The sequence below is a fragment of the Mesorhizobium sp. WSM3864 genome (assembly GCF_002294955.1).
In the GTDB taxonomy this organism is placed as follows: Bacteria; Pseudomonadota; Alphaproteobacteria; order Rhizobiales; family Rhizobiaceae; genus Mesorhizobium.
Window position 1 is genome coordinate 166,047 of sequence record NZ_NSGD01000006.1, and the last position, 24,727, is coordinate 190,773.

Here is a 24,727-nt window from a genome sequence, read left to right on the forward strand (position 1 = left end):
CGGCAGGACAGAGGGGGGCGCCGTAGAGCTCCAACCCGTGGAGAGCTCCAATGACCACGCCCTGGCTCACCATCACACGCGGTACGGCGCCGCTGCTGGTCTCGATCCCGCACACCGGCATAGATCTTGCGGGCCTCGACAGCCGGTTGGTCTCGCCGTGGCTCGGCCGCCGCGACTGCGACTGGTGGATCGACAAGCTGTACGACTTCGCGAACGATCTTGGCGCGACGGTCGTCCACACCGCCATCTCGCGCACCGTCATCGACGTCAACCGCGACCCCTCCGGCGTCTCGCTTTATCCTGGACAGGCGACGACCACGCTCTGCCCCACCGACACGTTTGATGGCGATCCGCTCTACCGCATGGGCGAGGAGCCGACGCCGTCCGAGATCGACCGGCGCCGCGAGACTTACTTCGCGCCTTACCATGCCGCACTGCAGGCTGAGATCGACCGGCTGCGCGGCATGCATGAGAAGATCGTGCTGTATGATTGCCATTCGATCCGCTCGGTGCTGCCGCGCCTGTTCGAAGGCACGCTGCCGGTGTTCAATCTCGGCACCAATGACGGCAAGAGCACCGAACCATCGCTGCAGGAAAAGGTAGCCGCCATCCTCGCGGCGAGCAGCCAGTCCTGGGTAGTCAATGGGCGCTTCAAGGGCGGCTGGATCACCAGAAGTTTCGGCCGGCCGCAGAGCGGCGTCCATGCGCTGCAGATGGAGCTCTCGAACCGCGGCTATATGCGCGAGCCGTCGGAAAAGGGCGCGCCGGACAACTGGCCGGTGCCTTACGACCCAACCTACGCGGCGCCGATCCGCGCCACGCTGAAAACCATTCTCGAAACCGCGATTGCCTGGGCCGCGCGCTGACGCTCCCGCCGCACCTGATCGAAAGGGAACTGCCGACATGACCGACCCTCGCCACAACATCCGTGAAGTCCGCGCGCCGCGCGGCGATAAGCTCAACGCCCGCTATTGGACGACCGAGGCGCCGCTGCGCATGCTGATGAACAATCTCGATCCGGAGGTCGCCGAGAACCCGAACGAGCTCGTGGTCTATGGCGGCATCGGCCGGGCGGCGCGCACCTGGAACGATTTCGACCGCATCGCCGCGTCACTGAAGACGCTCGGCGAGGACGAGACGCTCTTGGTGCAGTCGGGCAAGCCGGTCGGCGTCTTCCGCACCCACAAGGACGCGCCGCGCGTCTTGATCGCCAATTCCAACATCGTGCCGCACTGGGCGACCTGGGAAAAATTCAACGACCTCGATAGGAAGGGCCTGATGATGTACGGCCAGATGACGGCCGGTTCCTGGATCTATATCGGCACGCAAGGCATCGTTCAGGGCACCTACGAGACCTTCGTCGAGGCCGGCCGCCAGCACTATGGCGGCAATCTCAAGGGCAAGTGGATCCTGACCGCCGGCCTCGGCGGCATGGGCGGCGCCCAGCCTCTGGCCGCTGTCATGGCCGGCGCCTCCTGCCTCGCCATCGAATGCAATCCGGACTCGATCGACTTCCGCTTGCGCACTCGCTACCTCGATGAGAAGGCCGAAACGCTCGACGAGGCGATGGAAATGATCGAGCGCTGGACCAAGGCCGGCGAGGCGAAGTCCGTCGGCCTGCTCGGCAATGCCGCCGAGATCGTGCCGGAGATGTTCAGGCGTGGGATCCGCCCCGATATCCTCACCGACCAGACCTCGGCGCATGACCCGATCAACGGCTATCTGCCCAAGGGCTGGACCATGGCCGAATGGCGCGAGAAGCGCGTCAGTGATCCGAAGGCGGTGGAGAAGGCGGCGCGCGCGTCGATGCGCGAGCATGTCGAGGCGATGGTGGCGTTCTGGAACGCCGGCGTGCCGACGCTCGACTACGGTAACAACATTCGCCAGGTCGCCAAGGACGAGGGTTTCGAAAATGCCTTCGCCTTCCCCGGCTTCGTGCCGGCTTACATCCGTCCGCTGTTCTGCCGCGGCATCGGCCCGTTCCGCTGGGCTGCGCTCTCGGGCGATCCGGAAGATATCTACAAGACCGACGCCAAGGTGCGCGAACTCACCCCCGGCAACACGCATCTGCACAATTGGCTCGACATGGCGCGCGAGCGCATCTCCTTCCAGGGCCTGCCGGCGCGCATCTGCTGGGTCGGGCTTGGCGACCGCCATCGATTGGGGCTCGCCTTCAACGAAATGGTGGCCAAGGGCGAGCTCAAGGCGCCGGTCGTCATTGGCCGCGACCATCTCGATTCCGGCTCGGTCGCCTCGCCGAACCGCGAGACCGAGGCGATGAAGGATGGCTCCGACGCCATTTCCGACTGGCCGCTGCTCAACGCGCTGCTCAACACCGCGTCCGGTGCCACCTGGGTCTCGCTGCATCACGGCGGCGGCGTCGGCATGGGCTTCTCGCAGCATGCCGGCATGGTGATCGTCGCCGACGGAACGCCTGACGCGGCCAGGCGCCTGGAGCGCGTGCTGTGGAACGACCCGGCGACCGGCGTCATGCGTCACGCCGATGCCGGTTACGACATCGCCATCGAGTGCGCGAAGGAGCACCAGCTCAACCTGCCGGGCATACTGGGTTGAGGCGATGCGCATCCTTCGTGCCGCCGGCTATCGCGTCATGCCGTGGAAGAACGGCGGCGGCACGACCACCGAGATCGCCGTCTCGCCTGATGGCGCCGGGCTCGAGGATTTCGACTGGCGCATCTCCATGGCGCGCGTCGAGACCAGCGGGCCATTCTCCAGCTTCGCCGGCATCGACCGCACGCTGTCGGTGCTGGAAGGCGACGGCATTATGCTCGACATCGCCGCTCGACCGCCGGCGCGGCTGACGCCAGCCTCGGCGCCGCTTCCTTTTCCCAGCGACGTGCCGACCCGCGCCACGTTGATGGGCGGCCCGATCACCGATCTCAACGTCATGAGCCGCCGCGGCTGCATCAGCCATACGGTCGAGCGCTTGCCTGTTTCGGGTGAAGTCGAGATAAGGTCGACCGACGGCACGACGATTATCTTGCCGGTTGGCGGTGGCGTCACAGTCCTCACGGACACCGCTGCCAGCCTCGGACCGCTTGATGCGCTCGTCCTCGATCAGCAGAGCCAGAAACTGCGCCTCCAGCCTGAAGGGCATGAGCTGATTTTTGTGATCCGCCTGCGCGTCACCGCCGCCAATGGTTAACGGCTGTTGCCAAACATGATCGCGGCGCGGGCGAAATATCGCCTGGCCCCTTGCATGTATCACGAAAAAGCCTGAATCCTTTCCCTGATCGGACCCCGGGAAGCGAGGGGCGTTCGCCCTTGAGTTGTCGAAAGGGGACGCCCCTGTCATGGAGCGCAAACAAACTTTCGGCCGAACCTGCCATGCAACAGATTGCATTTGAACCGGTTTTAGGGCCATTGCCGTGGCGGTGACGCCGCATCGCGCCCCGCCTTACGGAATAATCAATGAACATCCAGACGAATCCCGCCAAGATTGAACAAACTAGTGCCGGCTTCCCGACCGTCACGGAAGCGCCGATACGCTCCAATTTCCTGCCGGAAGACCGGCTGCGCGCGCTGGGCGCGGCACTCGCCAAGGGCGATGTCAGGGACCTGTTCGGGCTTTCGCCGTTCGAATTCCAGGCCCGCATCCGTGATAGCGCCAAGAAGATTCTCGAAGTCTACCGTTCGACCAACGCCGCCCAGGCCAAGGGCGAGACGATCACGCCCGCGGCGCAATGGCTGCTCGACAACAACTACCTGGTCGAAGAGACCATATTTCAGGTCAAGCGCGATCTGCCGCGCCGTTTCTACCGCCAGTTGCCGACACTCAAGCTTGCGGGCGGCACGGCGTTGCCGCGCGCCTTCGTCGTCGCCTGGAGCTATGTCGAGCATTCCGACAGCGCGGTCTCGGCGACCATGTTCAAGGCCATCGTCGAGGGCTTTCAATCGGTCGAACCGCTGAAGATCGGCGAGCTCTGGGCGCTGCCGTCGCTGCTGCGGTTCGTGCTGATCGAAAACCTCCGACGCATCGCAGTGCGCGTCAACCGCACCAGAGAGATGCGCCAGATCGCCAACGAGGTCGCCGACCGGGTGCTGGCGACCGACGACAATGCCGACCGGACCAGGATCCTGTCGAGCTACGCCGCGCATGCGCAGGATACCACTTTCGCCACCCAGCTCCTTTATCGCCTCCGTGACGGTTCGCAGAACGCCGGCCGCGCGCTGGAATGGCTGGAGGGCGAGCTCGAGAAGACCGGCTCCGACGCCGAGGAGATCATCATCTCCGAGCATCAGACGCTGTCCAGCGGCAACGTCACCACCGGCAACATCATCCGCGGCCTGCGCCTCATCAACGACGTCGACTGGACGGTCTGGTTCGAGGGCGTCAGCCGCATCGACACGCTCCTGCGCGAGAAGACCGATTTCGCCGCGCTCGATTTCTTCTCGCGCGATCAGTATCGCACCGCGATCGAGCAGCTTGCGCGCCGCTCCGACCTTTCCGAATTCCGCGTCGCCGAAACGGCGATCGAGCTTGCAGGCCACATGCCTGGGGTCACCGATGCGTCCGGCGTGCCGGAAACTGCCGACCCCTCCGTGCATACCGATGTCGGCTTCTTCCTGGTCGGACCGCGTCGGCCGGAGCTGGAACAGGCGATCGGCTACCGGGCTCCCTTCTATGTGACTTCCAAGCGCGCCTTTGCCGCCACCGGCTGGCTCGGCATCGTCGTGCCGGTCTTCCTGCTGACGGTGCTCCTGCTTGTGCTGTCCGGCAACGCGCTTGCCAATCTCGGCCTCTCGGCGGGGGCGATCACGCTGATGCTGGCTTTGTTCGCGGTGCCGGCGAGCGAAGGCGCGTTGGCCTTCTTCAACACCGTCGTGGCGCTCTTCCTCAAGCCGACGCGGCTCGTCGGCTATGACTACAAGCACGGCATCCCCACCTCAGCGCGCACGCTGGTCGTCGTGCCTTCGCTCATCGGGTCGCGCGACGACGTCGAGGAAAACATCCGCAACATCGAGGTGCATCATCTCGCCAACACGGCAGAAGAGATCCATTTCGCGCTTTTGTCCGACTGGCCTGATTCCAAGACCGAAATCGACGCAGCCGACATCGAGATCCTGCAATATGCCCGCGACGAGATCGCCAGGCTGAACGCCCGCTACCCGTCGGAAGGCGCTCCGCGCTTCTATCTTCTGCATCGCCGCCGGCTCTACAATCAGGCCCAGGGCTGCTGGATGGGCTGGGAACGCAAGCGCGGCAAGCTGCACGAGCTCAACCTTCTGCTGCGCGGCGACAGCGATACCACCTTCCTGCCGCTCGATGTGCCGCTGCCGGACAAAGTCACCTATGTGATGACGCTCGACGCCGATACGCGCACCACCCGCGACGCCGTCTCGAGCCTCGTCGGCAAGCTCGCGCATCCGCTCAACCGTCCGCATTTCGATCCGGCAAAGCGCGTCGTCACAGCCGGCTACACCATCCTGCAGCCGCGCATAACCGCCTCGCTCACCAGCGGCGACGACGCCTCCTTCTTCCAGCGCGTCTTCTCGGCCAATCGCGGTCTCGACCCGTACGTCTTTGCCGTGTCCGACGTCTATCAAGACGTCTTCGGCGACGGAACTTTCACCGGCAAGGGCCTCTACCATATCGACGCCTTCGAAACGGCGCTGAAGGGCCGCATCGAGGAAAACACCATCCTCAGCCACGATTTGCTCGAAGGCGCCCTGGCGCGCGCCGCGCTCGTCACCGATGTCGAACTGGTCGAGGACTATCCTACCCGCTACTCGGTCGACGCCTCACGCCACCACCGCTGGGCGCGCGGCGACTGGCAATTGCTCGGCTTCATGTTCGATCCGCGCTCTGGCGTTCCGGCACTGTCGCGCTGGAAGATGGTCGATAACCTCCGCCGCTCGGTTACCCCGATCTTCTGGGTGATGGCCTGTATCGCCGGCTGGACGCTGCTGCCGTTCACGCAGGCCGCGCAGTGGCAGGCGCTGATGATCCTCAGCCTGTTCATGGCCCCGACTTTCGACATCGTCAACGGCATCCTGCCGAAGAGCGGCGACCAGACGCCGCGCGGCCATTTCTCGGCGCTGGCGCGCGACACTGTGTTCGGCACCGCGCTGGTGGCGCTGAAGGTGCTTTTGATGGCGCACCTTGCCTGGATGATGGGCGATGCCATCGTCCGCACTCTTTACCGGCTCTTCGTCAGCCGCCAGAACCTTCTGGAGTGGCGCACCGCCTCGCAGGCGCACAAGACCGGCGGCAGCGATCTCGGCGCTTATTACAGCATGATGTATGGCGCCGTGATCATCGGCGTGGTCGGCCTTGCCGTTCCGGTGCTGGCCGATTCCACCGGCGCGTTCGTCGCCTTCTTCTTCGCGATTTTCTGGATCGGCTCGCCCGCCGTCGCCTGCTGGATCAGCCGATCGGCCGAGACCGAGGACAGGCTGCGCATTTCCGCCGCCGACATCCATGCGCTGCGCACCGTGGCGCGTCGCACCTGGCACTATTTCGAGACCTTCGTGACGGCCGAGCATCACCATCTGCCGCCCGACAATTTCCAGGAAAGCCCGGCGCCGGTGGTGGCGCCGCGTACCTCGCCGACCAACATCGGCGTCTACCTGCTCTCGGTGGTGTCGGCGCGCGACTTCGGCTGGATCAGCCTGTCGGATGCCATCACCCGCATCGACGCCACGATGACGACCATCGAGAACATGCCGCGCGATCGCGGGCATCTCTACAATTGGTACGACACGACGACGCTGAAGCCGCTTTATCCGCTCTATATCTCGGCGGTCGACAGCGGCAATCTCGCCGGCCATCTGGTCGCCGTGGCCGCGGCCTGCGCCGAATGGGCCGAGGCGCCTTCCGTCCACCTGCAGGGCGATTTCGAGGGCATCCTCGACACCGTCACCATCCTCGACGAGAGCCTGGAGGAACTGCCCGACGACCGCCGCCAGCTGCGGCCGCTGCGCCAGCGTCTTGCCGACCGCCTCGACGGCATGCGCCGGGCAGTGATGACCATCAAGGCGCAGCCCGAGATGGCCTCGATCCGCACGATCAATCTCGCGGTGCTGGCCGGCGAGATCCGCAAGCTCGCCACGGCCATCCACGTCGAGGCGGCGTCGCCCAAGAGCGACGTCATCGCCGACTGGGCGGCCAGGCTGGAGGCGACCTGCGAGGCGCATGTGCACGATTCGCACAATGACGAAAGCGCGGTCTCGGCGCTCCGCACCAAGCTGCTCGCGCTGCGCGGGCGCTGCCGCCGCTACGCCTTCGAGATGGATTTCTCCTTCCTGATGCGGCAGGAGCGCAAGCTCCTGTCGATTGGCTATCGCGTCGAGGAGCACCAGCTCGACGAGAGCTGCTACGACTTGCTCGCCTCCGAGGCGCGGCTGACCAGCCTGTTCGGCATCGCCAAGGGCGACTTGCCGACCGAGCACTGGTTCCGGCTCGGCAGGCCGATTGTCGAGATCGGTTTCAAGGGCGCGCTGATGTCCTGGTCGGGCTCGATGTTCGAGTACCTGATGCCGCCGCTGGTGATGAAGGAGCCGCAGGGCTCGATCCTCAACCAGACCAGCAAGCTCATCATCAAGCGCCAGATCCAGTATGCGCGCTCGAAGAACGTGCCCTGGGGCATCTCGGAAGCGGCCTACAATGCCCGCGACCGCGAGCTCACCTACCAGTACACCAACTTCGGCGTGCCCGGCCTCGGCCTGAAGCGTGGTCTCGGCCAGAACACCGTGATCGCGCCTTACGCCACTATCCTGGCGGCGCAGTTCAATCCGCGTGAGGCGGTGCAGAACCTGATGCGGCTGCGCGCGATCGGCGCGCTCGGCCGGCACGGCTTTTACGATGCGGTCGACTTCACGCCGCAGCGCGTGCCGGAAGGCACCGACCATGCCGTCGTCCAGAACTACATGGCCCACCATTCCGGCATGTCGATCGCCGCCGTGGCGGACGCCATCTTTGAGGGTCGGCTGCGCGAACGCTTCCACAGCGATCCGGTGATCGAGTCGGCCGAACTCCTCTTGCAGGAGAAGGCGCCGCGCGACATCCCGACCGCTACCGTCAGGACCGAGGCCGACGAGCGCTCCAAGGATGAGACCGAGACCGAGAGCCCGGACAGCCGCATCATCCTTGACCCGATCAAGGCGCTACGCGCGACCAACGTCATGTCGAATGGCCGCTACTCGGTCATGGTCACCGCCACCGGATCCGGCTACAGCCGCTTCGGCGAGCTTGCCGTCACCCGTTGGCAACCGGACCCGAGCGAGGACCGTCTCGGCTCCTATATCTTCTTGCGCGACACCGCGACCGGCGACTGGTGGTCGGCCACCGCCGAGCCGAAGCGCGCCGAGGGCGAGCGCGTGCAGACGCTGTTTGCCGACGACAAGGCGAGCTTCACCAAATCGATCGGCTCGCTGCGTTCGGAGGTCGAGTGCATCGTCATTTCCGAAGGCAATGGCGAAGGCCGGCGCGTCACGCTTTACAATGACGGCCCCACCGACCGGCACATCGAGGTGACGTCCTTTGCCGAGCTGGTGCTGGGCAACGAAGCCTCCGACAACGCCCATCCGGCCTTCTCGAAGATGTTCGTCGAGACCGAGATCTCCGCTAACAACGGCGCGATCTTCGCCACCAGGCGCAAGCGCGAAAAGAACGAGCCCGACCTAACCATGGTGCATTTCGTCACCGATCCGTCGGGTCCCTCGCGCGACGCCGAGGCCGAAACCGATCGCCGCGCCTTCATCGGCCGTGGCCGCACTATCGCCGACGCTGCCGCCTTCGATCCCGGCGCCCGGCTCTCCGGCAGCCACGGCTTCACGCTCGACCCGGTGGCGGCACTTCGCCGCCAGGTGCGCGTGCCGGCCAACAAGAAGATCTCGCTGACCTTCTGGACCGTCGTCGGTGCCAACCGCGGCGAGCTCGACGAGGCGATCGGCCGCCTCGACCATCAGGAGAGCTTCGCCCGCCAGGCGATGCTCGCCTGGACGCGCAGCCAGGTGCAGACCCGCCATCTCGGCCTCAGCCTGACCGATGCAGCCAATGTGCAGAAGCTGGCGCGTTACCTGATCTATCCCGATCCGTTCCTGCGTCTGCCCGCCGACTCCATTGCCTCGGGCCTCGGCCGCCAATCGAGCCTCTGGCCGACCAGCATCTCCGGCGATTTTCCCATCTTCCTGGTGCGCATCGGCGACGTCGCCGATCTCGAGATCGTCGCCCAGGCGCTGCGCTTCCAGGAATACATGCGCGCCCGCGGCATGATGATCGACTTCGTCGTCGTCAACGAGCAGGCATCCTCCTACGTGCAGGACCTGCAGCGCGCGGTGGAGACGCTGTGCGAGAACAGCCGCCTGCGTGGTCGCGAGCTTGGCCCCCGACAGCACATCTTCGCCGTGCGCCGCGACCTGATGGACGAGCCGACCTACAAGACCCTGCTGTCGGTCGCGCGTGTTGCGCTCCACACCCGCAACGGCACCATCTTCGACCAGCTCGAGCGGGCCGAGACGGCGGCATTGCAGGCCCGCGACGCCTTGCAGCAGGCGGAAGGCGTTCCGGCCCGCCAGCCGTCGCCGCCTCTGCCTGAGCCGACGCGGGCAAGCGAGGGAGGAGCCGATATTGCCGCCGACGGCACCGGCCTCGGCCTCTGGAACGGCTTTGGCGGCTTCGACGGCGACGGCCGCCACTATGTGACGCGGCTGACCGGCCGTCGTGTGACGCCGCAGCCCTGGATCAACGTCATCTCCAACGCTTCCTTCGGCTTCCACGTCTCGGCTGAGGGCGCCGGCTTCACCTGGAGCCGCAACAGCCGCGACTACCAGTTGACGCCGTGGTCGAACGACCCGGTGTCGAACCGGCCGGGCGAGGGTTTCTATATCTACGATCAGTTGAGCGGCAAGGCGTTCTCGCCGATGGCGGCGATGGTCCGCGATCCCTCGATGACCTACGAGACCTGGCACGGGCAGGGGTTCTCGACCTTCCGCTCGAAGCGCGGGCCGCTGTCGATGGATCTGACGCAGGTCGTCGACCCGGTGGATCCGGTGAAGATCACCCGGCTGCGCATCCAGAATGCCGGCCCCGCGCCGGCAAGGCTGCGCGTCTATGCCTATGCCGAGTGGGTGCTCGGCGGCCATCGCTCGCGCACGGCGGCAACCATCGTGCCGACCAGGGACGCCGCGACGGGCGCCATGCTGGCGCAGAACCCCTACGGGCTCGACTTCGGCGAACGGGTGGCTTTCCTCGCCGCGACGGCGCCTGTTCATTCGGTGACCGCCGACCGAGGCGAGTTCGTCGGCAGGCACGGCACGACCGAATATCCGCAGGCCGTGCTTGGCGGAGTTGCTTTGTCCGGCCGCGTCGAGGCAGGCGACGATCCGTGCGCGGTGATCGCCAGCGACATCGACATCCCGGCCGGCGGCGACGTGACGCTGTTCTGGCTGCTTGGCGACGCCGCGACGGCCGCCGAGGCGAGCGCCCTGGTGCAGACCCACAGGGACAAGGATTTCGACCGGCGTCTGGCCGACAATCAGCGCGTCTGGCGCGGCTTCCTCGACACCATTCAGGTCGAGACGCCGGACAAGGCGCTCAACGCCATGGTCAACCACTGGCTGCCCTACCAGAGCCTGGCCTGCCGCATCCGCGCGCGGTCGGCCTTCTACCAGGCGAGCGGCGCCTTCGGCTTCCGCGACCAGTTGCAGGATACGCTGGCCTTGCTGGCGCATGATCCGAAGCTGGCGCGCGACCAGATTCTCAACGCCGCCCGCCGGCAGTTCCAGGAGGGCGACGTGCAGCACTGGTGGCTGCCCCGCACCGATGCCGGCGTGCGCACCATGATCTCGGACGATGTCGTGTGGCTGGCGCACGCGACGGCCCGCTACATCGAGGTGACGGGCGATGCCGCCATCCTCAAGGAGCAGATACCGTTCATCGACGGGCAGGAGCTTGGCGAGGGCGAGCACGACGCGTTCTTCACGCCCGAGATCACCAAGACCACAGCCTCGCTTTACGAGCACTGCGCGCGGGCGCTCGATCTGGCGATCAAGCGCAGCAGCCCGGCCGGCCTGCCGCTGATCCTCGGCGGCGACTGGAACGACGGCATGAACCGTGTCGGCGAGGGCGGCAAGGGCGAAAGCGTCTGGCTAGGCTGGTTCCTGCTGAAGACGCTGGGTGACTTCGCCCCCATCGCCAAGGGACAGAGCGATGGCAAGCGGGCGCAGGCCTGGACGAAGCACGCGGACCTGCTGAAGCGGGCGCTGGAGAGCACGGCCTGGGACGGCCAGTGGTACCGGCGCGGCAGCTTCGACGACGGCAGCCCGCTCGGCTCCCGCAATTCGGACGAGTGCAAGATCGACTCCATCGCCCAGTCCTGGAGCGTGCTGTCGGGCGAGGGGGATCCTGCCCGCTCGACCACGGCCATGGAGCAGGCGACGAAGATGCTCGTCGACGACAAGCACAAGATCGTCAAGCTGTTCACGCCGCCCTTCTCGAACAGCGACAAGGATCCCGGCTATATCAAGAGCTACCCGCCGGGCGTGCGCGAGAACGGCGGCCAGTACACCCATGCCGCCACCTGGTTCGTCATCGCGCTGGCCGAGATGGGACGCACCGACGAGGCTTATCGCTGCTTCTCGATGCTGAACCCGGTCAACCACGCCTCGGACGAGGCGGCGGCCGAGCATTACCGCGTCGAGCCTTACGTCGTGGCGGCGGACATCTACGCCGGCGAAGGAAAAGGCGGCCGCGGCGGCTGGACCTGGTACACGGGGTCGGCCGGCTGGCTCTACCGGGCCGCGGTGGAAGGAATCCTCGGCATCGAGCGGCGCGGCAAGCAGATCACGTTTAGGCCGAAGCTGCCTGGCCACTGGGACGGCTACGCCGCCACACTCAAGATGTTCGGCGGCGAAATCAAGGTTCGCGTCATCCGCGACAAAAAGACCAAGTCGATCGCGCTTGAAGTCAATGGTTCGAAGACCAAATCAGGGTCTTTCGAACCGAAGGCCGGCGAGATGACCGACGTCGTCGTCAAGATACCTGCGTAGGATCAACGGTTTGCCTTGCAGGCCGCGCATCTCTCGGGATGCGCGGCCGAGCTTGGCATTTTACTTTGCCAATGGGCCGGGCAGCGTGCGCCCACGCTGCTTCAGGCACGGCTAAGCAAGCGCCAAGTGATTAAAAATGTGGCAGCGCTGGGCAGGTGCCATTGTTTTGCCGCAAGGCTGACATTTCACCTTTTATCTCAAACCGTTAGGTGATCACGTCAGATTTCGCACCGTCGTCATCTTTTGTTCGCTAAATGGGAACGGAAGGGATAGACGACGCATTGTTTCGCGACACATAAACCGGTACGTGTCAAAAAATGGTGCGGCGCACAATACCGACATTGAGCACGGACAAGAGTTTGGCGGAGTAGCTGAAGTGTCACTTCTGCAGATTTACTTTAGAGCGCTGAGTTATCTGGCTGCGGACAAGAAGCGCGTCGCGCTGATCTGCGGCGCCAACGTCGCGCTTGCCGCGATCGCTATTCTCGAGCCGATCCTTTTGGGCCGGGTGATCGGCGCCATTTCCGAAAAAGGTCCGGTGTTTTCGACGCTCGCCGTCTGGGCTGCTCTCGGTGTCTTCAATGTCATAGCTTTCGTGCTGGTGTCGCGCGGCGCCGACCGCTTCGCCCATGCCCGGCGTTCGGAAGTGCTGTGCCAGTCCTTCGAGCGCGTCATCACCATGCCGCTCGCCTGGCACCACCAGCGCGGCACGTCCAATTCGCTGCACACGCTGCTGCGCGCCGTCGAGACCCTGTTCAGCCTGTGGCTCGAATTCATGCGCGTGCATCTCTCGACGGCCATTGCGCTGGTGCTGCTGGTGCCGACCGCGCTTTCCATGGACTTCCGCATGTCCATCGTGCTGCTTGGCCTCGGCGTGCTCTACGTCGGAATCGGCCGTATCGTCATGCGCCGTACCAAGTCGGGGCAGACCGCCGTCGAGCGCCACTACCACACCGTCTTTGCCCATGTGACCGACAGCGTCAGCAACGTCGCCGTGCTGCAGAGCTATAACCGCATCGGCCATGAGACCGCGACGCTGAAGCGCTACGTCAAGGACCTGCTCGACGCGCAGAACCCGGTGCTCGACTGGTGGGCTATCGCCAATGCGCTGAACCGCCTGTCGTCGACCATCTCGATGATGATCGTGCTCTCGATTGGGGCTTATCTCGTCACCCGTGGCCAGCTCCGTGTCGGAGACGTCGTCGCCTTCACCGGCTTTGCCGGAATGCTGATCGCCCGTCTCGACCAGATGTCGGCCTTCACGACGCAGATTTCCGAGGCCCGCGCCAAGCTCGAGGATTTCTATCGCCTCGAGGACTCGGCCGCCGAAACCGCCGAGCCGGACGGCCTGCGCGAGTTGACCAACGTCACCGGCCGTGTGCGCTTCGAGGACGTCAGCTTCGAGTTCGCGAATTCGGGCCATGGTATCGAGAATGTCTCCTTCGAGGTGCCGGCCGGCAAGACCGTCGCCATCGTCGGCCCGACCGGCGCCGGCAAGACGACGCTCATCAACCTGCTGCAGCGCGTCTTCACGCCGTCCAGCGGCCGCATCCTGATCGACGGCATCGACACCCGCACGGTGACCCGCAAGTCGTTGCGCCACTCGATCGCCACCGTCTTCCAGGACGCCGGCCTGCTCAACCGCTCGATTGAGGATAACATCCGGGTCGGCCGCGCCGATGCGAGCAATGACGAGGTGCACGCCGCCGCCAATGCCGCCGCCGCACAGGACTTCATCCTGGCCAAGAGCAGCGGCTACGATACCGTCGTCGGCGAGCGCGGCGGCCAGCTCTCGGGCGGCGAGCGCCAGCGCATCGCCATCGCCCGCGCCGTGTTGAAGGATGCGCCGATCCTGGTGCTCGACGAGGCGACCAGCGCGCTCGACGTCGAGACCGAGGACCGAGTCAAGGAAGCGATCGACGAACTGCGCCGCAACCGCACGACCTTCATCATCGCCCACCGCCTGACCACCGTGCGCGACGCCGACCTGGTCGTCTTCATGGACAAGGGCAAGGTGGTCGAATACGGCGGCTTCACCGAGCTGTCGCTGCGCAACGGCCGATTCGCAGCCCTGCTGCGCGCCGGCGGTCTGCTCAACGACGAGGAGGTCCGTCGCCTCAGCCGTCCGGTGACGGAAGCGGCGTAAGCTTTCTTCCCTTGTGGGACAAGGTGTCGCTGCAGGCGACAGATGAACTGTCCAGGAAGACCAGCGTCTCACTCCGTCGCGCACCCTATCCGTCTCGGCGCTCGCGCGCCGATCCACCTTCTCTCACAAGGGGAGAAGGAGAGAGTGCGACAACCGTCCGATTGCCCCTGATGCATCGCCGGTCTATTTAGATCGGCATGAGCGACACCACCTCACGCCTCGCCGGCTGGATCGATCTCGCCAACCCGACCCGCTTCGTCGGGCTGGCCGACAAGGTTATTCCGTGGCTCGCGGCGACCGCGGCGATACTGCTCGGCGTCGGCCTCTATATGAGCTTCACCGCGCCGGAGGATTTCCAGCAGGGCATCACGGTGCGCATCATGTACATCCACGTGCCTTTCGCCTGGCTTGCGATGATGTGCTACACCATCATGGCGATCTCGGCGCTCGGCACGCTGGTCTGGCGCCACCCGCTGGCCGACGTGGCGCTGAAGGCAGCGGCTCCGATCGGCGCCACCTTCACCGCGCTCGCGCTGATCACCGGCTCCATCTGGGGCAAGCCGATGTGGGGCACCTGGTGGGTGTGGGACGCTCGGCTGACCTCGGTCTTCGTGCTTTTCCTTATGTATCTTGGCATCATCGCGCTGACCCGCGCGCTGGACGACGCCGGCCGCGCCGCCTGGGCCGCCGCCATCATCACGCTGGTCGGCTTCATCAACATCCCGATCATCAAATTCTCGGTCGACTGGTGGAACACGCTGCACCAGCCGGCCTCGGTCTTCCGCCTCGGCGGCCCGACCATCGACCCTTCGATGCTGTGGCCGCTCGCCGTGATGGCGCTTGGCTTCACCGTGCTGTTCTTTGCGCTGCACCTGATGGCGATCCGCACGGAGATTTTCAGGCGCCGCGTGATCGCGATGCGCAGGGTTGCGGCTCGGCAGGCTGAGCGGCAGTAGATTTTCGGATCAATAGCGGTCTGTCGCGTTCCTTCTCGCCCCCTCTGTCCTGCCGGACATCTCCCCCACAAGGGGGGAGATCGGATATCGCGATTGCTTTCACCAACTTTCAGCGTTTGGAGGAGGGCGCGACGCCCGAGCCGCCAATCTCCCCCCAAGTGGGGGAGATGTCCGGCAGGATAGAGGGGGACGGTTTCCCGCCAGCCTAGACGAACTTAAAACATCTGCGTGCGTCTCAGGATCCTCAAGCCATCTTCCCCCGCGCCGCCACCGGCAGCGTTTCCAGCACCTTGTCGCCATCGATCAGATGCACCTGGTCGAACAAATTCGTCACCACGCAGCAATGATCGGGAACCACGCGCACGCGCTCGCCAATGCGCAGGGCGGCGCCGTCTGAAAGCGTGACGTTGCCGTGCTCCTCGCTCAATCCGGTCACTCGCGCGCCGGGCATGCCGAGCAGCTCGCCGAAATCCGGCAGTCCTAGCGTATCGGAGGACAGAGCCTTGCTGCCGCTGTCGAGGATGGCGCGGGAGGGCGTCGGGTGGCTGACCACGGTGGCCAGCACCGTCAGCGCGCAATCGTCGAGCGTGCCGACGCCTTTGGCGACCTGGTAGCGGTCGAGATAGATGTAGGTGCCGGGCCTATATTCGGTGACGACGCTGTCCTCGCCCGAGCGCCACATGTCCGGCGTGCCTCCGCTGGAGATGCGCCGGCATTCGAGCCCGGCCGCCGCAAGCGTCTCGCGCGCGTTCCGCAGCCACGCCTCGGCTTCGGCGGCGCGGCCCGCCGCCGGATAAGTCATCAGCCCGCCGAGGGTCAGGCCCTTGGCCTGGTCGATCACTTTCGCCAGTGCAACCGCTTCGGCCGGGCTCTGCACGCCGCAGCGGCCCATGCCGGTGTCGCATTCGACCAGCACCGGCAGCGGGTGGCCGGTATCGGTGAAGGTCGCGGCTAGCCCTGACAGCGTTTCGTGGCTGTCCGCCGTGACCGACAGCGTGACGCGGCCATGCAGTGCCTTCAGCCGCTCCAACTTGGCGCGGCCGAGAATGTTGTAGGGGAGGAAAATGTCCTCAAGCCCGGCATCGGCCATCACCTCGGCCTCGCCGATCTTCTGGCAGGTTATGCCGACCGCGCCAGCCGCGACCTGCTTCTTCGCCCAGTAGGGCAGCTTGTGCGTCTTGATATGCGGGCGGAGCTTCAGCCCGTGGCGGTCGGCATGCGCCTGCGCCTTTGCGATATTGGCTTCGGCGCGGGCCGCGTCGATCAGGATCGCCGGCGTGTCGAGATCGTCTATGCTTGCCATGAAGATCACCGTTCAAAAGCATGTCTCCCGAAAGTGGGAACCGGTTTCGGGATAAAGACATGCGCAATCAAAAACCCGTTGGGGTTATGGGCTTGATCGGGCCGGATGTCACGGGGCCAGAGCCGTCAGTTTGCGTCGACAGCGGACCGGCATTGCGATATTCGGGTTGGCAGATTTCAGCAGCCAGCGGCCGGAAGGAAGACGACCATGAAGCGCTCCAAAATCAACGACATCATCCGCGAAGCCGACGCCTTCATCCGCTCGTTCGGCTACATCATGCCGCCCTTCGCCTACTGGTCGCCGGAAGAGATGAAGGCGCACAAGGCGGACTCTTCGGCCATTTTCAGCTCGCGTCTCGGCTGGGACATCACCGACTACGGCCAGGAGAAGTTCGATGAGCTTGGTCTCTTCCTTTTTACCGTCCGCAACGGCCGCTACGCGGACATGAAGCTCGGCATGGGCATGCTTTACGCCGAGAAGATCATGATCTCGCGCAAGGACCAGCTGTCGCCCATGCACCGCCACAACATCAAGGCCGAGGACATCATCAACCGCGGCGGCGGCAAGCTGGTGCTGGAACTGTTCATGCACGACCGCGACGGCGGCATCGATCCGAAGGCGGAAGTGTCGGTGCCGGTCGACGGCACCATCACCAGATTGCCCGCCGGCGGTCTCCTGAAGCTCGACCCGGGCCAGAGCGTGACGCTGCTGCCGGGCGTCTGGCACGCCTTCTGGGCCGAGGGCAAGGACGTGCTGATCGGCGAGGTCTCGACCGTCAACGACGACCTCACCGACAACGTCTTCCGCGACCCGATCGGCCGCTTCTCCAACGTCGAGGAGGATGTGGCGCCGGTTCACCTTCTGGTGTCGGATTATGAAAAATGGGTGGGGTAGGGCGAGGGCCTAGTCGTCCCAATTTCGCTGCTGAAAGAAGGTCCAGACACTGATAGTGCTGTCGTCCCGGTCGCTCATGCTGTGCAGCGTGAGGACAATATCCACGGTGGGCGGCGCTTTGATCATGGCTGTGATCACGCGCGTCCCGTCGTCGGGTACGATGCCTATGCCCCAGGTCATTTCCCAATTTCCTCCGGCCTGCTGCAGTCGGGGAGTGGAATCTTCGAACTGCTCCCTCATCGACGCATCGTTTGGAAACGGTTCATCGGTGAGTTTTGCAAAAACCTCCCACGACCCGGCAACTGCTGCCTGAATGGCGCTTTCTATTCTGGCGCTCTCGGCTTGGCTGATTGTTTCAGACATACTGAGAGCTCCAATCTACCGCGCGTACTTGTCCGCCTTCCGATTGCCCAGCAGCAGCTTGCGCTCCAGGTGCGCGCGCAGCTCGCCGTAATAGGCGGTGAGGAAGGCCCTTGAATCGACCGGCTCGACCCTGGCGCCGATCTTGCGGCCTATCGTTTCCGCCACCGCCTTCATCGCGAAATAGTCGTCGCGGCGCAGCACTTCCTCCAGCTTGTGCAGCTCGGCGATGCCATAGGCGTCGAGCTGAGCGGCGCTGAACTGGAAGCGGGCCGCGACCGGATCCTTGCGCAGCGACAGATCCTCGAGCAGCGCCACCTTCGGCGCCTCGACCACCCAGGTTCCGGCGAGCAGGTCGCCGATCCGTAGCCGGTCGCGGTTGAAGAGCGGGAATAAGGAGAACAGCAGCGCCCACACCAGGCCGAAGATGGTCGACAGCGTGTCGGCGACACCGGCGCTGCCGCGCGCCGCTAGGATCGACAGCGGCAGGAACACCTCGATCTCGCGCATCAGGTTGCGCGCGATGACCTGGTCGAGGCTGAGGCCGGCGCCGCTGCGCGAAGCGACGCGGACGCCGACCATCCGCTTGCCGGGCGTCGCCGCCCGCCGGCCCGCCTCGAAGGCGATGAAATAGACGTTGCGCAGCAGGAAGATGAAAATGATCCAGACGATGAAGAGCGGTTCGGCGTCCTTCACGCCGAGCCCGCCCAGGCCGAAGATCGCGACAAGGCTGACCGCGACGGCGGCGACGACGATGATCACCACATCGAGCAGGAATCCCGAAGCCCGCGTCCCGGCATCCGCCAGCTTGACGCGCAGGTCCACGCCCTCCGGCGTGACCAGCGGGCGGACCAGCGCGGCGGGATTCCTAGCCGTTGCCATGCCGCACCATCCGGAACAGGTAGAAATAAGAAATCCAGAGCGCCAGCATGCCGCCGCCGATCGAATAGCGGGCGATATCGCTTGTGATCGTCTGCCGGCCGATGCCTTCGAGCAGGCCGGCAAACAGCAACATCACGACGACGCCGACCATCGCGGTCGCCGCCACGCGGCCCGCTCGTGAGGCCGCGGCCATGCGCGTCAGCTCGCCGGGAAAGGCGATGCTGGTGCCGATGCGCATGCCGGCCGCGCCCGCGATGGCGATGGCAAAAAGCTCCGTCGTGCCGTGGATCGACAGCCAGCCGCCGAGCTCGAAACCGAGCGCCTTGGCGGCATAGATCTGGAAGATGGCGCCGAGCATGCAGCCGTTCATCAGGATGATCAGCACGCTGGGCACCGCGAAGGCGAAGCCGAGCGCGAAGGCCAGGATCGACACCTGCGTGTTGTGGGTGAAGAGATAAGCGGCGAAGCCCGAGAGAAAGTGGTCGCCGCCGCCATAGAGCACGCTGCGCAGCATCTCGGCCGACGAATCCGGATTGCGCCCGCCGGCGAGGCTCGGCGCGATGATGGCGTCATACCAGCGCTTGTCGGAGGCGACCAGCCAGTATCCGGCAATGGCGCCGATCACCGTCAGGGCGACCGATGCCCACACCTCGCGCCACAGGTCGCGGATCGCCGCCGGCCAGTCGTGCAGGAAGAAGTCGCCGATGCGCGTTCTCAAGGATCGCCGCGCGCCATAGAGGTAAAAATAGCCGCGCAGGCAGAGCGCTTCGAGATAGGCGATGAGCGCGCTGTCGAGCGAAGTGGCGCGTGCCACCGAAAGCGAGGACAGCGCCGAGCGGTAGAGCAGGGGCAGTGACAGCAGCTCGTCTTCCGACAGCGCGCGCGGCGCGCGCTTCTCGACGCGGGCAAGCAGCGCCTCGAACGCCTTCCAGTCGGCCTCGCGCTCCTGGCGGAAGCTTGCCAGCGACTGGCGGACGGCATCGGTGCCGGCGGGCAGCATCATAAGAGGCTTTCCTCCTTGAGCTGGATATAGCGCTCGACCAGGGCGGGGCCGAGCCGCTGGTGGTCGGCCTCGATGACATGCGCGCCGAGCAGCCGGAGCCTGCCGATCACGACCTGCCGCTTTCTGAGCAGGTCGCCGGCGGTGACCGCGCGGGCCACGTCCTCCGGAGCGGTAGGCGCCATATCGGCCAAGGTCTCCAGCTCGACATCCTTCATCAGCATGAACAGCACCAGATGCCACTCGGTCAGCCGCCCGACGGTGCGCAGCATCAGCTCGGCGCTGATCGGGTCGACGAAATCGGTGAACACGATGACCAGCGAGCGCCGGTCGAGCTTCGCGGCGAGCGTCGTCAACGCCAGGGTGAAATTGGTCTCCTCGGTCGAATAGTCGATCTCGGCGGCGCGCTTCTGGATCATGGTGAAGCTCGGCGAGCCGCGCACGGCGCCGCTGGAAACGCGCGGCCTGGCGTCGAAAGAAAACAGGCTGACGAGGTCGCCGCCCTTGAGCGCAATGAAGGCGGACAACAGCGCCGCCGTCACGGCCCGGTCGACCTTCGGCACGCCCTCGACCGACTCGCACATCAGCCGCCCGCTATCGATGGCCAAGACGATGTTGTTGTTCTCTTCGATGCGGAATTCGCGGGCAAGCAATTTGCCGTGGCGGGCGCTGCGCTTCCAGTCGATCATGCGCCGGCCCATTCCGGGCTGGTAGTCCTTGAGCGCCTCGAACTCGCGGCCCTGGCCGGCGCGCTTCTGGGCATGCCCGTCGGCAAGAGCGGAACGCTGCAGCAGCGTGATCGCCTCGTCGCGCGCGCGGCTGACATCGGGCAGCACCGCTATCTTGCGGTCCACCGGCAGCACGGCCTGGTTCCAGACCAATCCGAACGGCCCTTGCCAGCGCAGCCATAGCCGATCGAAGCTGGCGATGCCGCGCCGAACGGCGTCGAATTCGAGATCGAGCGTGCCGCCATTCGCCGGCAGCGTGCCGCCCGTGCCGTTGACCGGCGCCAGCCGCTGGTCATGCCCGACGCGCGCCTGCAGCCACCGCGTTCGCGCCCCGAGACCGGCCGCGATGTGCAGCGTGAAACGTCCGCCGACGCCGACCTGCGGCGGCGCGGTGAGCGTCGCGCTGAGCGACGCGCGTCCGCGCCCGGCCGCCGCATCGACCGCCAGGAAGGCAAGCAATGCGCAAATCCAGAGCAACCCGAGATACCAGACATGCGGCAGCGCGAGCGCGATCAGGAAGGCGGGAACCGCTCCCGCCGCCGCCGCCCATACTGCTCTGCCGCTCGGATAGATCAACGCGGCGCTTCCGTCTGGTCGACGAGGTCGGAAACGATCTGCTCGACCAGCCGTCCATCGATCTGCGCCGCCGGCGAGAGGATGACGCGGTGGCGCAGCGCCGGCACGGCTAAAGCCTTGACGTCGTCAGGGATGACATAGTTGCGGCCGTCGAGCGCCGCCCGGGCTCGCGCCGCGCGCGCCAGCATGGCGCCGGCGCGGGGACTGGCGCCGACCTCCAGATCCGGGCTTTCGCGCGTGCCGCGCACGAGGGCAGCGATGTAGCCGACGACGTCGTCGACCAGCGTGACGGCGCCCACTGTGGCAAGCGCCACCTCCAGCGTCTTGCGGTCGGTCTGCGCCTTGATGCCGTATTGCTCGATATTGTGCGAGGCGGAGCCGCCGCCGTGGTGGATGATGATGGCACGTTCTTCCTGCGCGTCCGGATAGCTGACCCGGTGCTTGAACAGGAAGCGGTCGAGCTGGGCCTCGGGGAGCGGATAGACGCCTTGATGCTCGATCGGGTTCTGCGTCGCCACCACCATGAAGTTCTTGCCGAGCGAATGGGTCGTGCCGTCGAATGTGACCGCGTGCTCCTGCATGGCTTCGAGCAGTGCAGCCTGCGTCTTCGGCGGCGTGCGGTTGATCTCGTCGGCAAGCAGCAGATCGCAGAAAATCGGGCCGCGCGTCAGCGTGAACTGGCCGGTCTGGAAATTGTAGATGTTGGCGCCGACGATGTCGCCGGGCATCAGGTCGGGCGTGAACTGGATGCGCCCATAGGCGACGCCGAGCGCCTGCGCGAAGCAGCGCGCGGTCATGGTCTTTGCGGTACCGGGCGGACCTTCGAGCAATATATGGCCGCCGGCGAACAGCGCCGTCAGCATCAGATCGACCGTGTCGCGCTGCCCGGTGATCGCTTTAGCCACTTCTTCCCTGATCGCGCTCGCCAGGGCTTTCACTTCATCGACGTTCACCGAGCCTCCTTGCCGTCCAGTCATGCAGCTCTTCCGCTGCTTCATGCATTGCGGCCAATGTGTTGGAACCGTTCGCAGCCTTGAACCGCACGGTGAAGCCGTTCGCTTCATTTTTGTCGCGGGAATCCAGCCAGCGGTCCAGCGCTTCACCCTGCAGCCCGTGCGGCGCGCCAAGCAGCGCGGCGGCGCGCTGGCGCATCAGCGCGGCATAGCGGTCGCCGAGTTCCTGCAGCCGTCCTGCCCGCTTCAGGAGCATTGCCGTGGTGTCGACCAGCGCCTGCTTGCCGAAGGCGATGGCGCGACCCTCCGTGCGCGGCGGCCCGAAGCGACCGAGCCCGTGCAGGAAGGCGAGGGCAGCCGCCACCAGCACCGACAGCGTCAGCGCCAGGAAGGGCGGTTCGACCAGGAGCTTGCCGAGATCGTAGTTCTGGCCGATGCCGTGAAGCGTCAGGTCGAACATAACCGCGCCCTTGGCGGGCTCCAGCATGGCGATCATGTCGAGCGCCGCCGCCGCCTTTTGCGGATCCTTCAGCGCCGCGTTGTTGATGAGATCGGGATCCGTCAGGATGTAGAAGGGTTCGCTGTCGAGTTCGGTGAGAACAGCCTTGCCGTCACCCGCCGCAATCAGCGGATGATTGTCGGCGACCCATTGCAACTCCTCGGGCACGGCGATCTTGCGCCCCTCTACATCGATCCGATCGACCGATGGCTTGCCGTCGCCGAGCTTGGCCTTGGCGAGGCGACCGAGCCAGTCGTTGACCGCCGTTGCGGGCAGCCGCTCGACTTTCGTCTCCCAGCCCTGCTGGCCCGGCTGCGGAAAGGTGACCCATTTGGGCAGCACGAACAGCGTGTGCTTGCCCGAGCGGAGCTTGATGATGCGCTGAAGCGCCGCCGGGTCGCTGTTGGGCGCGATGGTGACGATCAGCAGGAAGGTGGATGCCAGGGGAGATTGCAGATCCTTCTCGCCGCGCGCCATGGGCGGCGCCTGCCCGTTGGTGAGCTTCAGCCATTCCACGAGCCCGGCATAGCCGGTGCCGCCCTTGGAGAGCGGTGTTGCGCCGCCCTGGGGCTGACGAAAGTCCGGAGCGTAGGTCGAGAGCAGGAAGAATCCGGCGGCCGCGAGCAGGCTGGCGAAGATGCCCCAGAACAGCGTCCTGCGGCTGAACGGCTCTTGTGCCTCTGTCGCCTCCGCGCTCATGCCCAGGCATCCCGGAAGGCAAAGCGCTCATAGGCGCCGCGCGCCTGCTGCCAGCCCTCGGCGCCGACCGGCCGGCGAGCGAACAAGGCGGCCTCGACGATGCGCGCGATCTCACTGAAGGCAGCGCGGGGGCGGGACGGGATGGAACCTGCGGCGGCGATGTCGCGCGCGGTCAGCGACGGGCGCAGGAAGTCGGGCAGGCGGCTGGCGATGTCGGCAACGCTGCGCCGGAGCAGCAGATGCACCGCCTCGTCATAGTCGCCGCGCGCGGCGAGCGCATCGGCTTCGGAGAGCAGGATCTGAGCCGCGCCGGCATCCGGGCGCCATTCCTCCTGCGCCTCCGCCTCCTTGCTCACGCGCCGCCACGGCAGCCGCCAGGCGATGCCCTTCGCCTCGAGCACGAGCAGGAACACGATGATTGCGACGCCGATGATCACCGCGCCCCAGAACAGATAGATCATGTAAGGGCCTAGCTTTGCCAGGGCTTCCAGAAAAGGCTTCAGCCATTCCGGCGGCTCCGGCCGCACCAGCCCCGGCAGGTCAAACTGGATCGAATCGTCAGCCAGCAGCTGCTTGTGCATCTTGGCCAGCCATTCGGCGTCCGCTGTGGCCGGCTGTGCCGCTGTCACCAACTCGCTCCCCTGCTACCCATGGGTTCGACACTGGCAATACCGCAGGACAATTGCAAGTGATTGGACGCGTCTCGTCAATACTGGCAGATTTGCTTTGGGGCGATAGGCTGGCGTGGAGCGGCCAAGCAGGGGAGGGCGTCATGACTTCAGCCGCGTTGGTACGGCAGGAGAAGTATCAGATCGGCCGAGTGTTCAACAACACTTTCTCCGTGATCGGTCGTAATATTGTACTCTGCGTTGGTCTTGCGGCGCTGTTTTCAGGACTACCGCAACTGGTCACCCAGCTCGTGCGTCTAAATTCCCATCCTGGAAATCCGGCCAATTTCGCCAAGGCTATCACGAACTACAAGCTCGGCTTCATCATTGGAACTGCGGTCATTGTAATGCTTTATCTCGCCTTTGCGGTTCTGTTGCAGTCGAGCCTCGTCCGGGTGGCGATCGAGGACATGAACGGCAAGAAGCCGACTTTCGGGGATTCCATCGCAACAGCGATCCGCTTCCTGTTGCCCACGGTCGCCATAGGTCTGCTTGTAGCGCTCGGCGTGGGCGCGGCCTCGATTGCCTTGCTGGTGCCCGGAATCATCCTCGGGCTCGGCTGGTCGGTGGCAATACCGGTGCTCATTCAGGAGCGCTTGGGCGTCTTCGGCTCGATGTCGCGCAGCCGCGCCCTGACCAAAGGCAGCCGCTGGGCTCTGTTTGGCCTTTTCGTGATCCTGGTCATCATGGGGCTCGTGATTCAATCCATAACCGGAGTGGTCATTTATCTATTCCATGGCATCGTCGCCGCCGTCGTGGCCGCCATGGTCCAGAGCATCGGCTCGATGGTGGGTTCCGTCGCAGCCGCCGTCAGCTATGTCGAACTGCGCCAGGTCAAGGAAGGCACCGGCGTCGATGAACTGGCGGAGATATTCTCGTAGTCTGGGATGCTGGCGAGGCCGGCCGAAGTGCTGATGAGCGGCAGCCCCGCTGAAAGCCTGCCTGAAAATCGCCATCCTGGCCTCAAATCAGAGCGCGACCGTGAGCTTTTTCTGCAGCCGGCGGTTCTGGCTGACACCGGGAATACCCGAAACAATTGCAAGTCCACTGG

The 24,727-nt window shown here is 65.3% G+C and carries 16 protein-coding genes; 8 read left to right on the plus strand and 8 right to left on the minus strand.

Annotated elements, in window-relative coordinates:
- The first annotated feature begins 50 nt into the window (after positions 1 to 50).
- The 6 genes from hutG (at position 51) to CK215_RS15545 (ending at position 15,114) form a co-directional block, all read left to right on the plus strand.
- Positions 51 to 866 carry an N-formylglutamate deformylase gene (gene hutG / locus CK215_RS15520; protein ID WP_095783201.1) on the plus strand — a complete coding sequence of 272 codons (816 nt, stop codon included), beginning with the start codon at positions 51 to 53 and terminating at the stop codon, positions 864 to 866.
- Positions 867 to 903: 37 nt separating this feature from the next.
- Positions 904 to 2,574 carry a urocanate hydratase gene (gene hutU, locus CK215_RS15525; protein WP_095783202.1) on the plus strand — a complete coding sequence of 557 codons (1,671 nt, stop codon included), beginning with the start codon at positions 904 to 906 and terminating at the stop codon, positions 2,572 to 2,574.
- 4 nt (positions 2,575 to 2,578) lie between these two features.
- Positions 2,579 to 3,166 (plus strand): HutD family protein, encoded by a 588-nt coding sequence (locus CK215_RS15530; RefSeq protein ID WP_095831428.1) that lies wholly within the window; start codon positions 2,579 to 2,581, stop codon positions 3,164 to 3,166.
- Between the two features lie 266 nt (positions 3,167 to 3,432).
- Positions 3,433 to 12,012: a glucoamylase family protein gene (locus CK215_RS15535; RefSeq protein ID WP_095831429.1), complete on the plus strand. Its 8,580-nt coding sequence runs from the start codon at positions 3,433 to 3,435 to the stop codon at positions 12,010 to 12,012.
- A 376-nt stretch (positions 12,013 to 12,388) separates the two neighbouring features.
- Entirely contained in the window at positions 12,389 to 14,158 is a 1,770-nt protein-coding gene (locus CK215_RS15540) for a glucan ABC transporter ATP-binding protein/ permease (protein WP_095831430.1), read from the plus strand.
- A gap of 197 nt (positions 14,159 to 14,355) precedes the next feature.
- Positions 14,356 to 15,114 carry a heme ABC transporter permease gene (locus tag CK215_RS15545; protein WP_067000549.1) on the plus strand — a complete coding sequence of 253 codons (759 nt, stop codon included), beginning with the start codon at positions 14,356 to 14,358 and terminating at the stop codon, positions 15,112 to 15,114.
- A 244-nt stretch (positions 15,115 to 15,358) separates the two neighbouring features.
- Here the strand turns inward: CK215_RS15545 and CK215_RS15555 are convergent, their stop codons facing one another.
- The gene (locus CK215_RS15555; protein ID WP_095831514.1) at positions 15,359 to 16,417 is read right to left on the minus strand and encodes a D-TA family PLP-dependent enzyme; all 1,059 of its coding nucleotides are present in this window, start codon (positions 16,415 to 16,417) and stop codon (positions 15,359 to 15,361) included.
- Positions 16,418 to 16,624: 207 nt separating this feature from the next.
- On the opposite strand from CK215_RS15555, the gene CK215_RS15560 reads away from it, so the two are divergent.
- Complete coding sequence (locus CK215_RS15560) at positions 16,625 to 17,311, plus strand: D-lyxose/D-mannose family sugar isomerase (RefSeq protein WP_067000552.1); 687 nt, start codon at positions 16,625 to 16,627, stop codon at positions 17,309 to 17,311.
- A gap of 9 nt (positions 17,312 to 17,320) precedes the next feature.
- Here CK215_RS15560 and CK215_RS15565 read toward each other — a convergent pair whose 3' ends face one another.
- The 7 genes from CK215_RS15565 to CK215_RS15595 are packed head-to-tail and all read right to left on the minus strand — an operon-like array spanning position 17,321 to position 23,637.
- Positions 17,321 to 17,674, minus strand: a complete 354-nt coding sequence (locus tag CK215_RS15565) for a hypothetical protein (protein ID WP_095831432.1) — start codon at positions 17,672 to 17,674, stop codon at positions 17,321 to 17,323.
- Positions 17,675 to 17,689: 15 nt separating this feature from the next.
- Positions 17,690 to 18,553, minus strand: coding sequence for an RDD family protein (locus tag CK215_RS15570; protein WP_067000558.1), 864 nt, complete (start codon positions 18,551 to 18,553; stop codon positions 17,690 to 17,692).
- On the minus strand, positions 18,540 to 19,556 hold the full coding sequence (locus CK215_RS15575; protein WP_095831433.1) for a stage II sporulation protein M: 1,017 nt from the start codon (positions 19,554 to 19,556) through the stop codon (positions 18,540 to 18,542). The genes CK215_RS15570 and CK215_RS15575 overlap by 14 nt, the downstream gene beginning before the upstream one ends.
- Positions 19,553 to 20,857, minus strand: a complete 1,305-nt coding sequence (locus CK215_RS15580) for a DUF58 domain-containing protein (RefSeq protein WP_095831434.1) — start codon at positions 20,855 to 20,857, stop codon at positions 19,553 to 19,555. The genes CK215_RS15575 and CK215_RS15580 overlap by 4 nt, the downstream gene beginning before the upstream one ends.
- Positions 20,854 to 21,810 carry a MoxR family ATPase gene (locus CK215_RS15585; RefSeq protein ID WP_095831515.1) on the minus strand — a complete coding sequence of 319 codons (957 nt, stop codon included), beginning with the start codon at positions 21,808 to 21,810 and terminating at the stop codon, positions 20,854 to 20,856. The genes CK215_RS15580 and CK215_RS15585 overlap by 4 nt, the downstream gene beginning before the upstream one ends.
- Positions 21,797 to 23,008 carry a hypothetical protein gene (locus CK215_RS15590; RefSeq protein ID WP_095831435.1) on the minus strand — a complete coding sequence of 404 codons (1,212 nt, stop codon included), beginning with the start codon at positions 23,006 to 23,008 and terminating at the stop codon, positions 21,797 to 21,799. Before CK215_RS15590 ends, CK215_RS15585 begins: the two co-directional genes overlap by 14 nt.
- Positions 23,005 to 23,637: a DUF4129 domain-containing protein gene (locus tag CK215_RS15595; RefSeq protein WP_067330190.1), complete on the minus strand. Its 633-nt coding sequence runs from the start codon at positions 23,635 to 23,637 to the stop codon at positions 23,005 to 23,007. The genes CK215_RS15590 and CK215_RS15595 overlap by 4 nt, the downstream gene beginning before the upstream one ends.
- Positions 23,638 to 23,780: 143 nt before the next feature.
- Here CK215_RS15595 and CK215_RS15600 point away from each other — a divergent pair, with 143 nt between their 5' ends.
- A complete protein-coding gene (locus CK215_RS15600; RefSeq protein WP_095831516.1) occupies positions 23,781 to 24,557 on the plus strand; it encodes a hypothetical protein in 777 nt (258 codons plus the stop codon).
- Positions 24,558 to 24,727: the final 170 nt, after the last annotated feature.